The 19,045-nt window shown below is 35.8% G+C and carries 20 protein-coding genes; 7 read left to right on the forward strand and 13 right to left on the reverse strand.

What is annotated here, in order from left to right; translation table 11 throughout:
* Positions 1-196 precede the first annotated feature (196 nt).
* Both BMZ04_RS18435 and BMZ04_RS18440 read right to left on the reverse strand, forming a co-directional pair.
* Positions 197-982 (reverse strand): GNAT family N-acetyltransferase, encoded by a 786-nt coding sequence (locus BMZ04_RS18435; protein ID WP_093275308.1) that lies wholly within the window; start codon positions 980-982, stop codon positions 197-199.
* A 12-nt stretch (positions 983-994) separates the two neighbouring features.
* The gene (locus BMZ04_RS18440) at positions 995-1,870 is read right to left on the reverse strand and encodes a LysR family transcriptional regulator (protein WP_093275313.1); all 876 of its coding nucleotides are present in this window, start codon (positions 1,868-1,870) and stop codon (positions 995-997) included.
* Positions 1,871-2,160: 290 nt separating this feature from the next.
* Here BMZ04_RS18440 and BMZ04_RS18445 point away from each other — a divergent pair, with 290 nt between their 5' ends.
* A complete protein-coding gene (locus BMZ04_RS18445; RefSeq protein ID WP_093275316.1) occupies positions 2,161-3,486 on the forward strand; it encodes a short-chain fatty acid transporter in 1,326 nt (441 codons plus the stop codon).
* Between the two features lie 97 nt (positions 3,487-3,583).
* A complete protein-coding gene (pgeF, locus tag BMZ04_RS18450; protein WP_093275320.1) occupies positions 3,584-4,354 on the forward strand; it encodes a peptidoglycan editing factor PgeF in 771 nt (256 codons plus the stop codon).
* A 57-nt stretch (positions 4,355-4,411) separates the two neighbouring features.
* On the opposite strand, the gene BMZ04_RS18455 is transcribed toward pgeF, so the two are convergent.
* The 3 genes from BMZ04_RS18455 to BMZ04_RS18465 all read right to left on the reverse strand — a co-directional run bounded on the left by BMZ04_RS18455 (position 4,412) and on the right by BMZ04_RS18465 (position 7,145).
* Complete coding sequence (locus tag BMZ04_RS18455) at positions 4,412-5,401, reverse strand: VanW family protein (RefSeq protein ID WP_093275324.1); 990 nt, start codon at positions 5,399-5,401, stop codon at positions 4,412-4,414.
* Positions 5,402-5,518: 117 nt separating this feature from the next.
* Positions 5,519-6,127, reverse strand: coding sequence for a SafA/ExsA family spore coat assembly protein (gene safA / locus BMZ04_RS18460; RefSeq protein WP_093275329.1), 609 nt, complete (start codon positions 6,125-6,127; stop codon positions 5,519-5,521).
* 232 nt (positions 6,128-6,359) lie between these two features.
* Positions 6,360-7,145, reverse strand: coding sequence for a nucleotidyltransferase domain-containing protein (locus BMZ04_RS18465; protein ID WP_093275334.1), 786 nt, complete (start codon positions 7,143-7,145; stop codon positions 6,360-6,362).
* A gap of 231 nt (positions 7,146-7,376) precedes the next feature.
* Here BMZ04_RS18465 and BMZ04_RS22510 point away from each other — a divergent pair, with 231 nt between their 5' ends.
* The 3 genes from BMZ04_RS22510 (at position 7,377) to BMZ04_RS18475 (ending at position 9,595) form a co-directional block, all read left to right on the forward strand.
* Positions 7,377-7,517: a hypothetical protein gene (locus tag BMZ04_RS22510; protein ID WP_177184498.1), complete on the forward strand. Its 141-nt coding sequence runs from the start codon at positions 7,377-7,379 to the stop codon at positions 7,515-7,517.
* A gap of 101 nt (positions 7,518-7,618) precedes the next feature.
* Positions 7,619-8,362 (forward strand): SDR family NAD(P)-dependent oxidoreductase, encoded by a 744-nt coding sequence (locus BMZ04_RS18470; protein WP_093275339.1) that lies wholly within the window; start codon positions 7,619-7,621, stop codon positions 8,360-8,362.
* Positions 8,363-8,680: 318 nt separating this feature from the next.
* Positions 8,681-9,595, forward strand: a complete 915-nt coding sequence (locus tag BMZ04_RS18475; RefSeq protein ID WP_093275346.1) for an EamA family transporter — start codon at positions 8,681-8,683, stop codon at positions 9,593-9,595.
* Positions 9,596-9,669: 74 nt separating this feature from the next.
* Here BMZ04_RS18475 and BMZ04_RS18480 read toward each other — a convergent pair whose 3' ends face one another.
* The gene (locus BMZ04_RS18480) at positions 9,670-10,167 is read right to left on the reverse strand and encodes an LURP-one-related/scramblase family protein (RefSeq protein WP_093275351.1); all 498 of its coding nucleotides are present in this window, start codon (positions 10,165-10,167) and stop codon (positions 9,670-9,672) included.
* 146 nt (positions 10,168-10,313) lie between these two features.
* Here BMZ04_RS18480 and BMZ04_RS18485 point away from each other — a divergent pair, with 146 nt between their 5' ends.
* Positions 10,314-10,892, forward strand: a complete 579-nt coding sequence (locus tag BMZ04_RS18485; protein WP_093275356.1) for a TetR/AcrR family transcriptional regulator — start codon at positions 10,314-10,316, stop codon at positions 10,890-10,892.
* A gap of 24 nt (positions 10,893-10,916) precedes the next feature.
* Positions 10,917-11,885: an SDR family NAD(P)-dependent oxidoreductase gene (locus BMZ04_RS18490; RefSeq protein ID WP_093275361.1), complete on the forward strand. Its 969-nt coding sequence runs from the start codon at positions 10,917-10,919 to the stop codon at positions 11,883-11,885.
* 150 nt (positions 11,886-12,035) lie between these two features.
* Here the strand turns inward: BMZ04_RS18490 and rlmH are convergent, their stop codons facing one another.
* The 7 genes from rlmH to walK all read right to left on the reverse strand — a co-directional run bounded on the left by rlmH (position 12,036) and on the right by walK (position 19,042).
* Positions 12,036-12,515: a 23S rRNA (pseudouridine(1915)-N(3))-methyltransferase RlmH gene (gene rlmH, locus BMZ04_RS18495; protein ID WP_093275370.1), complete on the reverse strand. Its 480-nt coding sequence runs from the start codon at positions 12,513-12,515 to the stop codon at positions 12,036-12,038.
* An 87-nt stretch (positions 12,516-12,602) separates the two neighbouring features.
* On the reverse strand, positions 12,603-12,770 hold the full coding sequence (locus BMZ04_RS18500; RefSeq protein ID WP_093275375.1) for a CxxH/CxxC protein: 168 nt from the start codon (positions 12,768-12,770) through the stop codon (positions 12,603-12,605).
* 166 nt (positions 12,771-12,936) lie between these two features.
* Positions 12,937-14,169, reverse strand: coding sequence for a S1C family serine protease (locus BMZ04_RS18505; RefSeq protein WP_093275379.1), 1,233 nt, complete (start codon positions 14,167-14,169; stop codon positions 12,937-12,939).
* 130 nt (positions 14,170-14,299) lie between these two features.
* Positions 14,300-15,088, reverse strand: coding sequence for an MBL fold metallo-hydrolase (locus tag BMZ04_RS18510; protein ID WP_093275386.1), 789 nt, complete (start codon positions 15,086-15,088; stop codon positions 14,300-14,302).
* Positions 15,089-15,100: 12 nt separating this feature from the next.
* Positions 15,101-15,919 (reverse strand): two-component system regulatory protein YycI, encoded by an 819-nt coding sequence (locus BMZ04_RS18515; protein ID WP_177184499.1) that lies wholly within the window; start codon positions 15,917-15,919, stop codon positions 15,101-15,103.
* Positions 15,906-17,222, reverse strand: coding sequence for a YycH family regulatory protein (locus BMZ04_RS18520; protein WP_177184500.1), 1,317 nt, complete (start codon positions 17,220-17,222; stop codon positions 15,906-15,908). Before BMZ04_RS18520 ends, BMZ04_RS18515 begins: the two co-directional genes overlap by 14 nt.
* Complete coding sequence (walK, locus tag BMZ04_RS18525) at positions 17,219-19,042, reverse strand: cell wall metabolism sensor histidine kinase WalK (protein WP_093275400.1); 1,824 nt, start codon at positions 19,040-19,042, stop codon at positions 17,219-17,221. The genes BMZ04_RS18520 and walK overlap by 4 nt, the downstream gene beginning before the upstream one ends.
* Between the last annotated feature and the right edge of the window lie 3 nt (positions 19,043-19,045).

Raw genomic sequence — 19,045 nt, forward strand, 5'->3', positions numbered from 1 at the left:
GAGAGATTCTGGGCGAAATTCCAGGGTAGTTTCAACTTGCTTTTCATTAATTGAACTATCTCATCAAACCTTATACTTTCACAACTATTATAAATAGTATTCATAGCAAACAACCGCTTCTACTTGTTGGAAGCCTTCTTGAATGTATAATGCTTTTGCATGCTCATTTTCTCCATTAACTGAAAGAATTGCTCTTTTATACGACTTGTCCTTTGCAAAACGAAGCGAGGCCCGCAGGTAGCATTCTTCCTAGTCCCTGCCCTTGATATTCCGGTAAAATAGCAAGAGGTCCAATACTCATAATCGGTTCTCCTTCGTATTCATCCGCTTCACCTCTTACGATACCAACAGGTTTTTCCCCATGAAACAGGATCATCATACCGCCTTCTATGTAACTCTTCTCCTCTATCATCTTCGTAACCATTTCTGATGAAATTGGTGTTTCACTTCCTTTAAGATTAGCAAATCCTGCATTTCTAACCTCACACCAGATTCCTTCGTCTTTACCCGGTCTAAAGGGTCTAATGACATAATTCTTAGGAAAGCTAATATCAGCGATTTCCAAGTCCTCTCTTACAAGCACAAAGGAATATCTCTCCACTGTAAAATGCAGGCTCTTAATAGAAGTTATTAAATCTTTATTCGTCAAGGGAATAAAAATAAAGACTCTATCAATCCCTTCAGTATGCTTAAGAATTGCTTTTAGCAGGATTTCATAGCAATTACTATTCTGTAGCTTTGCATGAAAAATTCTAAAACGTGCTCTTCTTCCTTTTCTTAAGTAATCATCCATTACGAGTGATGCTACTGCAATGGTGTCCCCACCTTCATCGGTAATTATATAAGTAGGATTATCAGCACTCAGCTCAAAATTTATTAAATCTTCATCGTATAAGAACGAATCATCTATCTCATATCTATATTTCTTACAGTAAGCGACAAAATCCGCCAAATTTTCAAGTGTTAATAATTCAAGTTTCATATGATTTTCCCCTTAATTATTGGTTAAAGTTAGTAGAAATTTCCTTAATGCAAAGGAATGATATGCATCTTTTTTTGTAACAATGCCTAATTTCCATAGAAGAGATGGTTTTTCTAACGGGATTGTTTTAATCGTTGGGTTGCCTTGTTTTTCAGAAATTGTTTTTGGCAATAAAGTAATACCCAGTTTGGAAGCAACCAATTCTAATATTAAATCCCATTGTGAGCTCTTGTATGAAATAGATGGAGTAAAACCTTCTTCTTTACATGCATTTATTATAAAGTCATGCAAAGTAAAGTCTTTCGTAAAAATAATAAATTGTTCGTCTTTTAAATCTGTTAAAGCAACAGATTTATGTTTAGCTAGTTGATGATCTTCATGAATATATAGTACAAATTCATCATTAATATAGGGATGGACATTAAATATCGATTCATCTGCCGGCAGAACTATTAACCCTACATCAATCTGACTTTCCTCCACAAGCTGTTCAATCAATTTAGCACCTCGTTCGACTAGTACTAGCTTCACATTTGGATATTGACTGTGGAAAGTACGAGCAATATGCGGGAAAAATAAAGTGCCGATAAGAGGTGGAATTCCTACTTTAATCTCTCCGATTCCGACTTCGGTTAACTCTCTTAGTGAACTAGGTAACTCATCTAACATATTAAGTGCTTGTTGTCCTTGTCTATATACAATTCTTCCAGCGTCAGTCAAGTTAAGATGTCGAGTTGAACGATCGAAAAGTTTAACGTGTAATTCTTCTTCTAGTCTTTTTACTGCCTTGCTTAACGAAGGCTGTGACAGATATGAGTGCTCTGCAGCCTCTGTAAAACTACCATGATCAGCCACTTTAATAAAAGACTTCAGGTCACGCAGCTCCATTTCTATATAACCTCACATTTATTCGATTTTTGAATAAATTCTATTCTAATTATGAATTTTACATATATTCAGACAGGTTGTAAACTCACTCTTGTGAGAAAGAATTAGGAGGTATCTATATTAATAGAATAGTAAATTTAACGCCATAATCAATTTCAGAAATTTGGGACTACCAAACGTTCTTGTTGGAGGATGTTGCAGAATTACCTCAAGAATTTCCATCAAGGGATTCGTAGTAATTCTAGGGAGCAAAACACTGTAATTAAAGAAAATATCTGGGGGATACAAACATGAAAGTAATGATTTCATTTTCAAACAAGTTGATGCAACGATACATGCCTGACCCATATGTACTTGTAGTTATACTTACTTTCCTCGTTGGAGGACTTGCTCTATTACTAACACCTAGCACACCTGTTCAATTATTAAGTTTTTGGGGAGATGGTTTTTGGAGCCTGTTAACATTCTCTATGCAAATGGTTTTTATAGTAGTAACAGGACATGTTATGGCCAGTAGTCCATTTTTTAAGAAGCTATTAGGAAACTTAGCAAGTGTACCAAAATCACCAGGACAAGCAATTATTCTTGTTACCGTTGTAGCGCTAGTCGCGTGTTGGATTAACTGGGGATTTGGTCTAATTATAGGGGCATTACTAGCAAGAGAAATTGCTAAAAAGGTAGATGGTGTTGACTATCGATTGTTAGTTGCTAGTGCCTATAGTGGATTTATCATATGGAGTGGTGGCCTTTCATCATCCATCGCATTAACCATCGCTACACCTGATCACTTTACAGAACACCTTATAGGCGTTGTACCAACTAGTCAAACTCTTTTTTCATCATTTAATTTAATTATTGTTATTGGATTAATCATTATAGTTCCTATTATCAATCGATTTATGACTCCAACAAAAGAACAAGCTTTTATTATCGATCGAAGTCTATTAGAAGATGCAGATGCTATGCCTGCAGCAACTGTAGAAAATGTTGACATGACACCAGCTGATCGTTTAGAAAATAGTAAAATACTTTCTTTGCTAATTGGTTTATTAGGTCTTGCCTTTTTAGGGTATTATATCGCTACTAACGGACTTTCTATTAATCTTAATATCATTAATTTCCTATTCCTAATCATTGGGATACTATTACACAAAACACCAAAACTATTTTTAGAAGCTGTTACGAACTCTGTAAAAAGTGCAACCGGCATTATTATCCAATTCCCATTTTACGCTGGCTTAATGGGTATAGTAACTGCTTCAGGGCTTGCAAGTGTATTATCTGATGCATTTATATCCATTTCTAATGAGAATACATTCCACATGCTTACATTATGGAGTGCAGGGCTTGTAAACTTCTTCGTTCCTTCCGGTGGTGGTCAGTGGGCCGTTCAAGCTCCTGTTATGTTAGAAGCTGCGCGAGATTTAGGAGTTTCTTTACCAAAAACAGCAATGGCTGTTGCATGGGGAGATGCATGGACCAATATGATTCAACCGTTTTATGCATTGCCAGCCTTAGCAATTGCAGGGTTAAAAGCAAAGGATATCATGGGCTATGGATTAATAATCATGTTAATAACAGGAATCTTTATCTCGGCAGTATTTTATTTTTTATAAAATATAATAAATTGATTTGGACCTCATCTACACTATTTGAGGTCCTTTTTATTTATCTTTTTCTCTGTACTACTATATATTTAAATTAGGTGATGAAATGAAAACAAAAATATACTTAAACAATGAGAAGTTTGTTGCAGGAATGAGCTTGAAAAATAGTAAAGAACTCGAGAACAACAACATGGCGCTACATGTATGCGAAAATCTAAATAATGTATTAGAAAACCGTAAGAAATTAGCCACATCCTTGCATTGCGAGCTAGAAACCTTCGTTTGTGCCAATCAAACACATAGCGCTAATTTTCACCGAGTAACGCTAGATGACAAAGGACGAGGCGCTGATCGAATGGATACCGCTATTGCCGATACAGACGCCTTGTATACGTATGAGCCAAATATATTATTATGCAGCTTCACTGCTGACTGTGTCCCTGTGATTTTTTACAATGAATCAACGGGTCTCGTTGGTGTAATCCATTCTGGCTGGCAAGGTACCGTCAAAGAGATTACCTTGAAACTTTTTGAACATTTAACACAAATAGAACAGTGTAATCCAAGTGATATACACGTGCAACTTGGTGCAGCCCTTAGCCAAGAAAAATTTGAAGTAGATGAAGATGTATATGTTAAATTTAAAGGCCTTGGCTATGCCGATGATTATATTTATTACAAGAACGAAACGAACAAATACCACATTGACAACCAGTTAACCGTGAAAAAGCAATGTGAGTTAGCAGGAATCCCATCTGAGCAAATAATAATCGATCGAACTTGTACGTTTTTGAGCCCGAATGGATTCTCTTACCGACAAGACAAACAAAGTGGACGGCATATGAGTTTTATTATGAAAAAAGGCGTTACAGAATAACATTAAAAAGCACATCAATTTTAGACATTGATGTGCTTTCCTATTTTCTTTACAGACTCACTCTGCAGTGAGAGTATCTTCATATTTCTCGGAGGTCCTTACTTCTATTGTAAGAAAACCATTCCCATAGATTGCTTTTACTAGAAAAGGTGCCCCACTTGTATTTTGAAATCGGAAATCTAATGAACCATAAGAAACAGTTGCATCTCTTCCTTTTGGTACGTAGCCCACGTCTAATGAATGATGATGTCTTTCCACATATTTTACTGGTAGTTGATCTACTACATTAAAAAGTGTGGAGGAAGTTTGGCAAACACCTCCACCGATACCCATGACAAGTTTCTTATTTATAATCTCCGGCGCAGGTTGGTAGCCATTTTCTGCATCTCTCGGTCCCGTCATCATATTAAACGAGAAAATATCCCCACTTCCAACGACAACATTATCAATAGCCTTTGCTGAAAGTTCAATATTCTTGTTTCTGTCTACATCCGTGGTATTAAAATGAGTTGTATAAGAGGCAATTAATACGTTCTCTAAATGAGGAATATCTTCCACGTAATAATTACTTTCTGTTACATACAAGGGAATTTTAACGTTGTTACCATTAATTGATGCCTCCAAAATGCTATCTACCAATTCACTCTCTTTTAAAATAATTCTCGGGCTTCCTTTAATAATCTGACCGTCTTCGCCCATTTTATCAAGAACCATTCTCTTGTCATAACCAACTTCTGCTTCTGTACCTCTTGCCAATTCATTAGCTAATTGTTCAATTTCCTTTTTATATGTTTCAAAATCTGTTTCATACCCTAAATCTTGTGGGGATAAGGTTTTAATTATATCTAATGTATTTGGATCGACGATATTTACAACTAAAGGCTTTGTTTCCTTTTCAGTTTCTTCGTTATAGGTTACGGGAGTTTTTAGCTCCTCCAACGGTTGTATCTGTTCATCTTCATTTGTTTCTAATTCTTTACTTTTTTCTAGACACCCTGACAGTCCTATGGAACATAAAACAAATACTGCAACAATCCATCTTTTCACACTATCGTACTCCTAGCTATAAGGTATTTCCCATTAGACATCGTATTCGAGTAGTACTGATAGTGTGTTTAGTTTGAATGATTTTAAGCATTGTATGCATAATATTTACCCTTGCACTTATTTTTGTATAAACATTTGCGTCCAGTAATGACCGTCCTTCACATACCCAACTCCAATATGCGTGAAGTTTTTACTAAGGATATTCGCTCTATGGCCTTCGCTGTTCATCCATGCTTTCACTACTTCAGCTGCAGTTTTTTGACCTTTTGCAATGTTTTCTGCGGCTGATTTATATGTAATGCCATAGTTTTTCATCATTGTAAATGGTGAACCATACGCTGGACTTGTATGATTGAAATATTTCTTATCATGCATGTCTTGAGACTTGGCCTCTGCCACTCTTGCAAGCTCCCAATCACTTTTCAATGCTGGTAGTCCAGCATTTGCTCTTTCTATATTTACAAGTTTGATTACTTCTTGCTCTATATTAGCTTGTTCTTTTGTAGGAACATTAATCTTTTGTCCAGGGTAGATAAGATTCGGATTTGCGAGTTGTGGGTTTGCTTCGATTAATTCTTGAACTCCCGTTTGTGTTTTGACCGCAATTTTCCAAAGGGAATCCCCTTTAGCTACTGAATATGAACTAGCTGCCATAGCGCTCATTGGTAATAATAAAGATATAGAAACAAGTGATGCAATAGCAACTTTCCCTACTTTTTTAAACATCCAATCAATCCTTCCAGTTCTGTATATATTCATGGTAAGTAGTTTCGTATAGTAATTCACCACTTAATATATGGAAGGATTTTTACAATTTCATTACATGTGTAATAAACATTTTTAAATTAGTAGGGATAAAAGGCTTCCTTCTAATTACTTTAGTAATATGCTTGAAACAAAACTATAACAGGGGAAAATTACCACAATAAATTTCATCATTTGACATTATTTTCTTTTTTTATCCCCATACTTCTTTTAATATATCTCTAAACAAATTATCCAATTTTTTCGTCGGGTCTTCAATTTCTATTGAGAGAGTTTGTATGTACTCTTCAAGACGGATCATTTCACTTTCTAAGAAATCATTTATTACTTGAATTCGTGGTTCAATATCTAATTCATCTCCTATAATCTTTCGTTCTAGAAGATGTTCAATCTCTTTTTTTAAGTAACCTTCCAAAATCATCGCTTGTAATAATTCCTGAAAGTCAATTGGTGGTACGGTTTTATGTTCCTCAATCCACTTGCATGCCAGTACAGGTCGCAGTACATAGAAATATTTCTTTATTTTCACTTCCGAGCCTTGCAAATATTCTCGATAATTATTTTTCGCCATGTTTAAGTAGTGGTACAAGCTTGCATTTGGGTAAAAAACTTCAGATTCTAATGATCGTAATTTATCTATAAATGAATACTTTTGAAAATAAATAATATTACTTCGCATCCATTCCAAAAGGGGGGGATTACTCTTTCTAAATAAACGCAAAGCCTTTGTAATTTCCCAACCACTTATATCTAGTAGATCATTGATTGGCACCTCAATTACATCTCTCTTAGCACCAATTCCTTGTGGATCAATAGAAAGATACCACTGCGGCTGATGAATATAAATAAATCGAACATCGTAATCACTGTCTTTTGAAGGAAAGCCCCAAGCACGGCTCCCGGATTCGACAGCATATAGAACCTTTACTTGATACTTTTCCTCGATTTCCATCAATTTTTTTAGAATTATTTCATTCATTTTAAACTACACTCCCGAAACTTCAATTTACATTTAATTATAGTCTTTGTTACTTATATTTTAGCAAAAAATACACAAATTCTCGGATTTAATCCGGGTATTGAAGCAACACCATCTTTTGAACATGGAAAGAGATTTAGTGTGGTTGCTAAAGAAATTACAAAACTTCCTGATTTAAGCGCTGAATAAGTTATAGAAATCCACCCATTAATGGATCCGTTAAAAACAAGCGTGGAACAGGTTAAAAATATTGTCAATGAAACAAACCGTATTTCTAACCAGCAATTCGACTTTATAAATGAAATTTCGAATGCAATGCATAATTTATCGTTGGTAGCAGAAGAAATAGAGGGACTAGCTAAAAAACTTTAAATATAATATATCTCACATCCAAGACACTTTAATTGAAGGTATTTTAAAATAGGATTACAATTAAATTGTTACATTATTTAAAATTATCGGAGGGATACATGATGACAAACTTACAAGATAAAGTAGCAGTTGTAACAGGTGGGGCTTCAGGTATTGGTTTAGCAACTGTAAAAGCATTTTTAGACAAAGGCGCAAAAGTTGTCATTGCAGATTACAACGAGGAAGCCGGTAAAGCAGTAGAACAACAATTGAAAGAAAAGCACGAAAACGTACTATTCGTGCAAACAAATGTTGCAGATGAACAATCAGTTGAAAATGCTGTAAAAACAGCGGTTGATACATTTGGTCAATTAGATGTTATTTTCAACAATGCCGGTATCGGTATTCAAAAACCTACGCATGAATTAACAGACGAAGAATACAAGCGTGTTATCGCTGTTAACCAAGATGGCGTATTCTACGGTATTAAATATGCCCTTCGTGAAATGTTGAAAACGGGTGGTGGTGCAATCATCAATACATCTTCTATTTTAGGTACAGTTGGTGAACCGACGTCTATCCCGTACGCAGCAAGTAAAGGTGCCGTAAACTTAATTACTAAATCTGTTGCATTAGAGTATGCAGATCGCAACATCCGTGTAAATGCAGTTGCTCCTGGCTTCATTGAATCAGGTTTAGTAAACAAAGAAGCACTAGGTGATTTCTATGATGGTTTAGTCGCAAAACACCCAATCGGTCGTCTTGGTAACCCAGAAGAAATCGCTCACGCAGTTGTCTTCTTAGCAGAAAACGACTTCGTTACAGGTACAACAATTCACGTTGATGGTGGTTACACTGCGAAATAATTTTATTATAAAAGCCGATCATCTGTTCATCAGAAGGTCGGCTTTTTATTTTTCTAATGATTTTATTAAGCTTACTATGGACTGTTCGGTCAGCTAACATCAAGAAGCGAAACGTGACACTTTAGTAGAAATCTTATAAGAGGCCGTCGAATCAATGGAGAATTTAGGTGTTTGTTGCACTTCAACCCGCCCTGCAATGTCAGTAGTTGTTTCAATAATTGTTGACTCTTATACACCATTTAGGATAGAGACAGCCAATCCTCCGCTTATTTATGATATAATAGTCTAGTTGTACTTTAGCACCAAGGAGGTCTCATCATGAAACTTAATAAAGGTATTTTATTTATATTATTAGGTGCTTCGTTTTTTGGTTTTACACCGATATTTGCTAAATTGGGATTTAGCTACGGCTACTCACTTGGCCAAATTAATATCGTTCAAATGTCGATTTCCTTTATATTATTATGGTCTTTTACTCTATTGAAACGCTCTAGCTTCAAAGGACTTAATAAGAAGAAAGTTCTTCAAATAATGATTACCGGTTGTTTTATCGGTTTAACAAGTATTTTCTATTATGGTTCGATGCAATATTTGCCCGCTTCATTGGCCATCATTTTAATGTTCCAATTTGTTTGGATAGGGATTATTTTAGAATGGATTTTCAGTAAAATAAAACCTGCTCCTATTACAATACTATCCATTTTCTTGATCCTAGTAGGGGTCTTTTTTGCTTCAAATGTTTTAAATGGAGACATACAAGGTCTTCCTTTGAAAGGTTTTGTATATGGTATTCTATCGGCATTCACTTATGCGGGATTTATTTTTTTCAGCGGAAAGGTCGCTGTCGATGTGGATCCATGGATTCGGAGTTCTTTGATGGTAACGGGATCAGCCATTTTAGTGTTTGTCTTATTCATGCAGGACATCCCATCGGTACTTCCTTTAGAGAAAAACCTGTTAACTACAGCCATCGGAGTTTCGTTATTTGGAGCCGTCCTTCCACCACTATTCTTCGCAGCGGGTGCACCATTGGTATCAGGAGGAATCGCAAATATATTAACATCCATTGAATTACCTATCGCAATACTATCGGCTAGCATTATTTTGTCTGAAAAGGTAACGCCACTTCAATGGTTAGGTACGGCTATTATACTTGTAGCCATCATATTTAATGAACTTGGTAGTAATATTTTTAGATCTAGGAAACAGAAAAAGCAGGGAATCCATTCGTGATTTCCTGCTTTTTTGATGATTTTGTTTTGGCTTTTAGAGAGAACCGTCAGCACTTTACATTGTACTTCTCTATCTTACATCGTCGCTGCTGAGGAAGCAGATGCTTGGTCAGCCTTGACACAATCAATTGCGACAACGAGCGCAATGATGACGCCCTCCATCTCTTCATCCAATACTTGAACTTTGTAGCTATCACCCCAAGTGAACCACTCTTTGCTCACTTCACCGATGACTTCACCATGTTGCAACACTTGAAAATCCATATCCCACCAGTTTCCATTTACCTCAATGCCTGCCGCATCAATCGTATAACGTGCTTTAAAGAAGGAAAATTCCTTCTTAATAGTTAATACCTCAAGACCATTTACTTCAACAAAAAACTTCGGTAAAAAACTGAACACCTTTTTTGTGATGAGCGCAATTTCCTTTCTTGTTGTATCCATAATGGAGAAGGTCTTTGGAATTTGCATAAAACTGCCCTCCACATAATAAACGTCCTTCTCTTGTTGATCCTTTATCGTAAATTTGCCACCCAGACTAAATACTTTTTGCTTTATATAAAGTTTCTTCATACTGCCGGTCTCCTTCGATATAGCGTATTACTAAAATTATACCATTTTTCGAAATTCGGTACTAAAACCCCTACCTAATTGAATAAGATAATTATATATCACTTGATACATATCACTGCATATATTGGTAGAGGAGAGACTTAACCATGGCACCGAAGCAAAAATTTACTAAGCAGGAAATAATAATCGCAGCATTCGAACTCGCTAGAGAAAAAGGATTGGATTCTATCACCATTAGAAGCGTAGCTCAAAAACTAGGAAGCTCCATTGCACCCATTTATGTAAACTTTAACAATGTCGATGAACTGACTCAGGAAGTAATAAAAAAAACATTTGAGATTTCAAGAAAGTTGCTAGAGGAAGAAAATTCAGGCCACCCATTTCGAGATATTGGAATTGCTAGTCTTAGGTTTGCGAAGGAATATAGTGTGCTTTATAGAGATTTGATAATTAGAAATAACCAGCATATGAAATATGAGAACGAAAACATTTCCATGGTTATTGAACAAATGAAAAAGGATCCTATGTTGTCTTTTTTTTCTGATGAAGAATTGAAGACGATTTTATTTAAAATGCAAACGTTCCAAACTGGTCTCTCTGTTATGGCAGCCAATAAATTACTTCCAGAGGATTGTGATGATGAGAAGTTGATCGATGCTTTAGACAGCATAGCAGCAGATGTTATCGCTGCCGCTCGTTTAAGAAAGAGTGGATCGCTAGCGTGATAATTATAGAGGAGGAAAGGGTTTATGCAAAAAAGATATGTTATTATTACAGGTGCCAATTCTGGAATTGGTAGAGCCGCAGCGCTTAAATTTGCCACAAAGGGATACAACATTGTCATGGCTTGTAGAGATATGGAGTTTAGTAAAACTGTTCAAAAAGAAATTGTCGAATTATCCAAAAATAAAAATGTCGATTTAATGCAAGTGGATATGTCTTCTTTTAACTCCATCCTTACATTTTGCTCCGAATACAAAATTAAATATGAAAAAGTGGACATCTTAATCCATAACGCCGCTTATTTTAACCATGGGGAAAAATATCAACTGAGCCCTGATCTTATTGAACTAACTTTTGCTACAAATGTATTTGGTCCCTATTTGATGACGACATTATTAAAAGATCATCTAAAAAAATCAGATGACCCTAGAATCCTACATGCAGGTAGTAATATCATTAAGCATTTCTTTGACTTGAAAACAAAAATAATTTTTGATAACTTACAGGGTGAATTCAAGGATAGTAGACCCCATAGAGTGTATAAAATGTATTGCCAATCTAAAATGGCATTATTGATGCTCACATTTAGAATGGCTGAAATATTTAAGGATGATGGAATCAAAGTAAATGCAATACAAATCAATGGGGCAAAAATGTCAAAACGAACAATAAAAAAAGTCAAACCTTGGTGGCGACCTATCGCGTGGATGCAAAATTTATTTATTCCACCAACTTCCTATATGGCAAATAACTATTATGATATATGTACCTCGGATACATTTCAACATGTAACCGGAAAGCTTTTCAACGATAAATTGGAAGTTATGCAAGTGACACCAAATGAATATCCAGGTTTTTTCAAACAAGTAAAACGAGTGTTAGGTTCCAGCGTTTACCCCACATATGCTAATAATAAAGATGCTATGGACCAACTATGGGAGTTAAGTGCTGAGTTAACTAAACACTATTCTGTCCATTCCACCTATAATATCTAACCTTTAGTTATACAAAAAAGAATAGTGAACATACACCGTTCACTATTCTTTTTATTTCTTCTTCAATTACAATGTATCGTATGCTACAAAAATTCCGGTATTATGAAAAGGGATAAATGTTTACTCCTTGGTACTACCATAAAGCTTTTACTACTTATGGTAAGGTTCATTCTTTATTATCCGAAAAGCACGATAAATCTGCTCCACCAACACCAGCTTCATCAACTGATGGGGCAAAGTCATTTTACTAAATGACAACTTTTCATCTGAACGTTTCATCACATCATCATGCAAGCCAAGAGATCCACCAATAACAAAAGCAATTTTGCTTCGTCCATATGTCATTAACGACTCTAAATCACTGGCAAGCTGTTCAGATGACTTCATTTTTCCTTCAATCGCAAGCGCAATTACATATGTATCTGCTCCGATTTTCGAAAGAATACGATCTCCTTCTTTTTTCTTCACAATTTCCATGTCAGCATCACTTAAATTTTCTGGTGCCTTTTCGTCCGGTACTTCCACTAAATCAATTTTTGCATAGCTACTTAGTCGCTTCGAGTATTCTTCTATCCCCATTTTTAAATATTTCTCTTTTAACTTCCCTACCGATACAATTTGTATATTCACAAGTTATCCACCTTTACATTCTGTTTACAAACAAGTTATCCACATAACTTATGCACATATCCACATAACTTATCTACATATTGTGTCTTATTCTTCATTTTCTACAACATATACTGGAGCGACATCACAGTACGTGCATTTTGTGGATAACTTTTCTTCTTCGTTTAATTTTTCAAGCATTGGAAAAGTTTTTTGTTCCGCAACGAACATGTCTAAAGCCTGATTTATATGGGTTTCGCAACTGAATATTCTCAATTTTATACTTCCTTTCATTTTTCAAATAATTTAATAAGTTATGCACAAATAATTATTGTTATCCACAATCTATTTTATCAAATGAAAAACGAGTAGGAAAGAACAGCATTTCTTTTCCTACTCGTTGTGTAAATCTTTTATTAACGAACTGAAGTTATCCACATGTTTATAATGTATCCGTTTCTTTTAACGTAATCGTAAGTTCCACTAATTTACCTTGGCGATATACTTTTACTTTCAACTCATCACCAATTTCTTTTTCATTATATAAATGTTTTCTCAACTCAATTGTATTTTCTACTTTTTGACCATCCATTTCTACAATGACATCATACGCTTTCATACCTCCTAAAGCCGCTGGTGTATTTTCTATAACTTGATCTACTACAACTCCTGTTGTTACTTCAGGTGGCAACTTCAAAGTTTCGCGTTGATGGAAAGCAGGTACATTTGTTACATCAAGCAATGTAATCCCCATAGACGGACGATTTACTTTTCCATTTGCCTCCAGGTCTTCTATAATTGGAATGGCAGAGTTAACCGGTATCGCAAGTCCCATACCTTCCACTGTTGCTTGGGAAATTTTCATCGAATTTATCCCCACTAGTTGTCCCGCTAAATTAATCAATGCTCCACCACTATTACCTGGGTTAATCGCTGCATCTGTTTGTAATACTTCCGCTTGCCAATCTTCTATACCATCTCCATTTATATCTGTAGGTACTGCACGATCTTTACCAGATACAACACCTGTTGTGACAGAACCGTAGAATTCAAGTCCGAGTGGGTTCCCGATTGCAATAACGGATTCACCTTGCTTTAGTGCATCTGAATCTCCAAATTCAATAACTGTATCCACACCCGTATCGTCAATCTCTAAAACTGCCAAGTCTGTCCATACGTCACTTCCGACTAATTTGGCTTCTACTTTTGTTCCATCCACTAAAGTTACTTCTACTGCCTGTGCATTATTAATAACATGATGATTCGTAATGACATATGCTTTTCCATTTTCTTTTTTATAAATAACGCCAGACCCTGTTCCAGCCTCCTGTTCCGATTGAGATTGACTCCAGAAATTCGTTACTGATTGGATATTTGAAACACCAACTACCGCTGCTGAAGCTTTTTCTACTGCGCTTGTCACGTCTGTTGTTATATCCACAGAAAACTGCTCTGTTTTTGTACCAGCATTAGTTGCATTGTCGGCTGGTAAATTTGTCACAACGGAAGGTACTAAAAACCATACAAGTAAAGCACCAACTAATACACCCGCTAATGCACTAAAGAAGTAGCCAGCTACACCTCGTTTCTTTTCCTTCTTTGGCTCTCTTTTCTTTACTATCGGCTCTTCTATTTTGGGTTCTTCTTGTGGTCCGTATGGATTATTTGGTTCCATGATTTATCTTCCTCTCTTTTATATAACTGTTTGTACTGTTAATTTACCCAACTAACATTAAAATAAGATGAAAATTGGTTGAAAGATAAATAAAAAAGTTCCAAAGTCGGAACTTTGGAACTTTTACTATTTAGACCAATACTAATTCAGTTGGAACATTTGCATCTGTATCGTGAAGATGTACATATTCTCCTGCAACGATTCCGCAAGATTTTAATGTTTGCTCAACACTCATTCGTGCAAGATCTTTCATATTATTATCTTTACTTAAGTGGGATAAATAAATATGGGTGTTTTTGATATCAATCACTTCACTCATCGCAACTGCGGCGTCCTCATTGGATACATGTCCTACATCACTTAATATTCTTCTTTTAATAGACCAAGGATACCGTCCCATTTGAAGCATACTCACATCGTGGTTGCTTTCAAAAACAAATGAATCTGCTCCTTTAATATGTCCTTTCATCCTGTCGCTAACGTACCCAGTGTCCGTTATTAAGACAAGTTTACGGCCATTTTCATGAAAGATATAAAACATAGGATCTACCGCATCATGTGAGACTGCAAAGGACTGGATATCCATCGTTCCAAATGTTTTAACTGTTTCCATATCAAATTGAAATCGTTGTTCGATGGGCACTTTACCAATAAGGGGATCCATTGCTAGCCATGTTTTTTCGTTTGCATAAATAGGGATTCCATGTTTTCTTGCAACGACACCTAGTCCCTTAATATGATCACTATGCTCATGGGTAATAAAAATGCCGGATAACTTTTTCATATCTCGATCTATCTCACTAAAAAGTTGCTCCATTTTCTTACCACTTAAGCCCACGTCTACTAAAAAAGAATGCTCCTCGTTTTCCACATAAATAGCATTCCCACTACTCCCACTTGCTAAAACACTAAACTTCATTGTTAAAACTCCTTACTTTACTTCTGATTGTTCCGTCTTTTTAGGAATTTCACTAATACTTCCTTCTACTGCATTGACAAAATGCTCCCCCACCGTCCCGTCTGAAAGTTCAACTGGTACATACCAAGTTGGTGCAAATACAAATACTTGGGTTAATTGGGTTTCGGTTTGTGTGGCTAACGTGGAATATCCAAGTTTAAGATCTTTTACTGTCGAATCAGCTTTTAATAATGAGCTAGAGTACAAAACTCGATATACAAACATAGGTGACACTAATTTTTTCGATTCATCGTACTCTTCTAGATTATCCAATACAGTTTGCTCGTAGCGAATAAGCTCTTTTTCATCATTCCAATATACGATTAGTTGTGCATTTTGATTGTGGTAAACTAGCCGATCATTTACTTTTTGAAAAAATGTCGCGGATTGTTTCTCTTCATCTATTTTCCACATTCCATATGAATTACCACGGATAATATTTTCTTTTACTAACTTTTCCAAAGAGTTTTCTTTTGTTATTGGAAGTGACTCTTTGAATGTACCAATTAGCGCGTAACCATCCTTTACTTCTGAGGTCTGGTTTTTTAATTGATCCAACTCTTCCACACTGAAAAGATGTACATTTCCAGAAACGTAAGATGCCTCTTGAATAAACGATCCTGTTTTTGGAACTTTAATATTATCCGACAATAGTCGTTCCTCAATAGGAGTATCGATGCGCTCCTTTACATTCAGCGCCTCATTGTACCTTTCCGAATAAAGCCAAAATAAAAATACATTTAAAATAGAAAATACGATTATAAATATCGTTTTCGTTTTATTCCAATCCAAATTTGCCACCTCCTAATAGTTCCGGAGTAACCCTAGTCCAAGAACCATTCGATAAATAATACCACGAAGGTTCTAGATTCAGTAATGGCTGCTGACCGTTCCGTGACAAGTTATACCCTATTGCAATATCATCTATGGATTGCACTTTATTTTCATAAAGGGCGTGGATCAAGTTGTATATATCTTGTCCAGACCGCAATTGAATCTCTCTTCCTTTTTGAGCATCAGCTATCGCATAATACGGTCTAATATACCGATAAACACGATTGGTTCCCCAAGATAAGTTAATCTCGGTTTCTGGATCTTTGCTGAAAACTGGCATTCCCTGAAAATGGAGCTGGTAACTTACTTGTTTTGTAGAATTATTTATCCTACTATATCTATAGTCATCTGTCCATCCACTATGCTCATTAATAAAGTTCAAACTTTGTTGAATGAGCTCGTCCGTTTTTCCAACTTTATCACTTTCTGAAGCTGGATGCACATAACTTAATCTTTTAGATAAATAGTCGACATTCATGAGAGCACTATCATCCGTATATTCCCGTCCACTTACACCTAATGGATTACTACGAACGAGGCTCGGATTCGTGAATAATGCATTTTTAAATTTCTCCGGTGCAATTTCTTCTTCAATATACGAATAGCTAGACATAGTTTGGGGACTTGTAGAAACATATAGCGAAAGTCGATTTTCCCTCACTATCTCATTATACACTGGTAAATCCATCGTTTGATTTTTTATGCGTCTAATAAAATCTTCTTGATCGGCCTGTCCGATGTTAGCCATATAAACTTTTTTAGTGGTCGTACTAATGAAGTAGATATTCATTTTATCACTAGCGTTTTCGCTCCATTCAACGATTAACCGATCGAACGAAGCATTTGGTAGATTATAATCACTAAAGGTTAAGATATTGTTATATATTTTAAATGGAACTTCCGCTGGAAAAAAGAAAGTAATTCGATTTAGCGTTTTTATGTAATCATTAATTTGCTGATCACTTGCTTGATTATTTAAAAGCTCTACCGTTTGAATTTCCCAATTTTTCATCCACATTAATACATCTTCGGTTATTTGCGTATTATCAGAACCTTTTAATGACGATTCTTGACTGAGCATTAGTCGATATGGTTTCACTACATCTTCCAGTTTCTTTTTTTCTGCAATTGCAATATCTACTACTGGTGTTTCATTTAGATCATAGGAAGGTGAATACGTCCATATCGTAAAAGTCAGTGTTAAGCTAAGTAGGATGAGTAAGAGTAAAATAACTGATTTTACTTGTTCAATGTACTTCAATCCCACTCACCTTCCTCGCCCATTTCAACTTTTAGTGTAAAGAATATGGTCGTACCATATCCTTCTTCACTTTCTGCCCAAATCCTACCACCGTGTGCTTCTATCATTTCCCGGGCAATAGCAAGTCCAAGACCGGTTCCGCCCATTGACCTTGCTCTTGCACGATCCACTCGATAAAAACGGTCAAAAATTCGATTGACATTTTCAGGAGGTATTCCCATACCTTCATCCGAAATCATTACCGTTATCATATTTTCTTGGACAGCAACTCCAAATCGGATATTTCCTCCGTCAGGTGAGTACTTCATAGCGTTGGAAATAATATTATCCATTACTTGTGTCAATTTATCTGTATCGATATCGACATAATATGCTGTATCTGACAGCATCCGATGAAAAGTAACATGCTGAGATTTAGAAAGTTCAAATCGATCTATGATTCGATTGAAGAATTGGTTGAAATTCACAATCTCTCGGTTCAAATCGTAGTCCCTACTATCCATTTTAGATAACTGCAGTAAATCATTCACAAGACGAATCATCCGTTGTGTTTCAGTTTGTGTTACTTGTAAAAACGTTGGAGCAATTTCATCATCTTTCCATGCACCATCTGCAAGTGCTTCTAAATAACTGCTCATCGTCGTTAGTGGAGTTCGCAGTTCATGAGAAACATTTGCAACAAATTCTCTTCGTTCTATATCTATTTTTTCTTGTTCAGTATTATCGTGTAGTACGGCGATTAATCCATTCACAAAACCTGTTTCTTTTTGAATAACAGAAAAGTTCGTACGTAATATAAATGGTCTTTCCTGTGTACTTAAATCCAAATTCATCGATTCCTTTAAATGTATTAAATCTTCAAATGAATGAGCAGAATCAATGCCAAGAACCGATATTATCGGACGATTTAAAACCATCTCTCTCGGAATGCGTAATAGTCTGATGGCCGGGTCATTTATCAGAATAACTCTTCCTTTTCGATCCGTTGCAATAACGCCATCCGTCATATTAGCTAATACCGATGCAAGCTTTCTACGCTCTGCCTCGGTGGTCGATTGCGCTTCTTGTAAACGATTTGTTAAATGGTTAAACGCAATAGCTAGTTGTCCAATTTCATCATTTCCATACACACGTACTTTGCGAGAAAAATTACCTTTAGCCATAGCCTGCGCTTGTTTTCTCATATCGGATATTGGTCTAGTTATCGTTTGTGCGATCAATACACCAAGAATAATAGTAATGGCAAGAGCAACGGCTGTTCCACCAGCAAGAATCCCGTTTATCTCATTCATCTGTCCAAATACATTTTCAATATTCGATTCGATGTATAAAGAGCCAATTACTTCTCCCTGATAGATAATCGGCGTTGCTAAAATCCAAATTCGATCACGTGTTTCCGAATCGATTGAAATATTCTCCTGCAGAGTTGCGGCTGTGATAGATAGCTTCACTGATTCATCCATGGATCTTTGTCCAACAATGGATTGATTGCTAATGTCCGAGGTTGCAAGAATTTGATAGTTTGCATCAATGACACGCACTTCTTTAATGTCGTATGAGTCTAAACCATATAAAATCGAACGTAGGCTTTGTTGTACCGTTAGGTCTTCTTCATTTCTTACTTTTATTATTTCTTCTCTTGCACTAAACTCTAGTAACCCAACTCGGTCGGATATAGACGTTTGAAAATTCCCTCTTAAGGTCTGTTCTAACTCTCGAACAAAATATAAACCAATGATTTGCATCGCAATAATTATTAGTAATATATAGATAAAAACAATCTTCATATGAATTGATTTTAAATAACCAACCTTTTGCATATG

Origin of the sequence: Psychrobacillus sp. OK032, from assembly GCF_900111345.1 — a bacterium.
Lineage (GTDB): Bacteria > Bacillota > Bacilli > Bacillales_A > Planococcaceae > Psychrobacillus.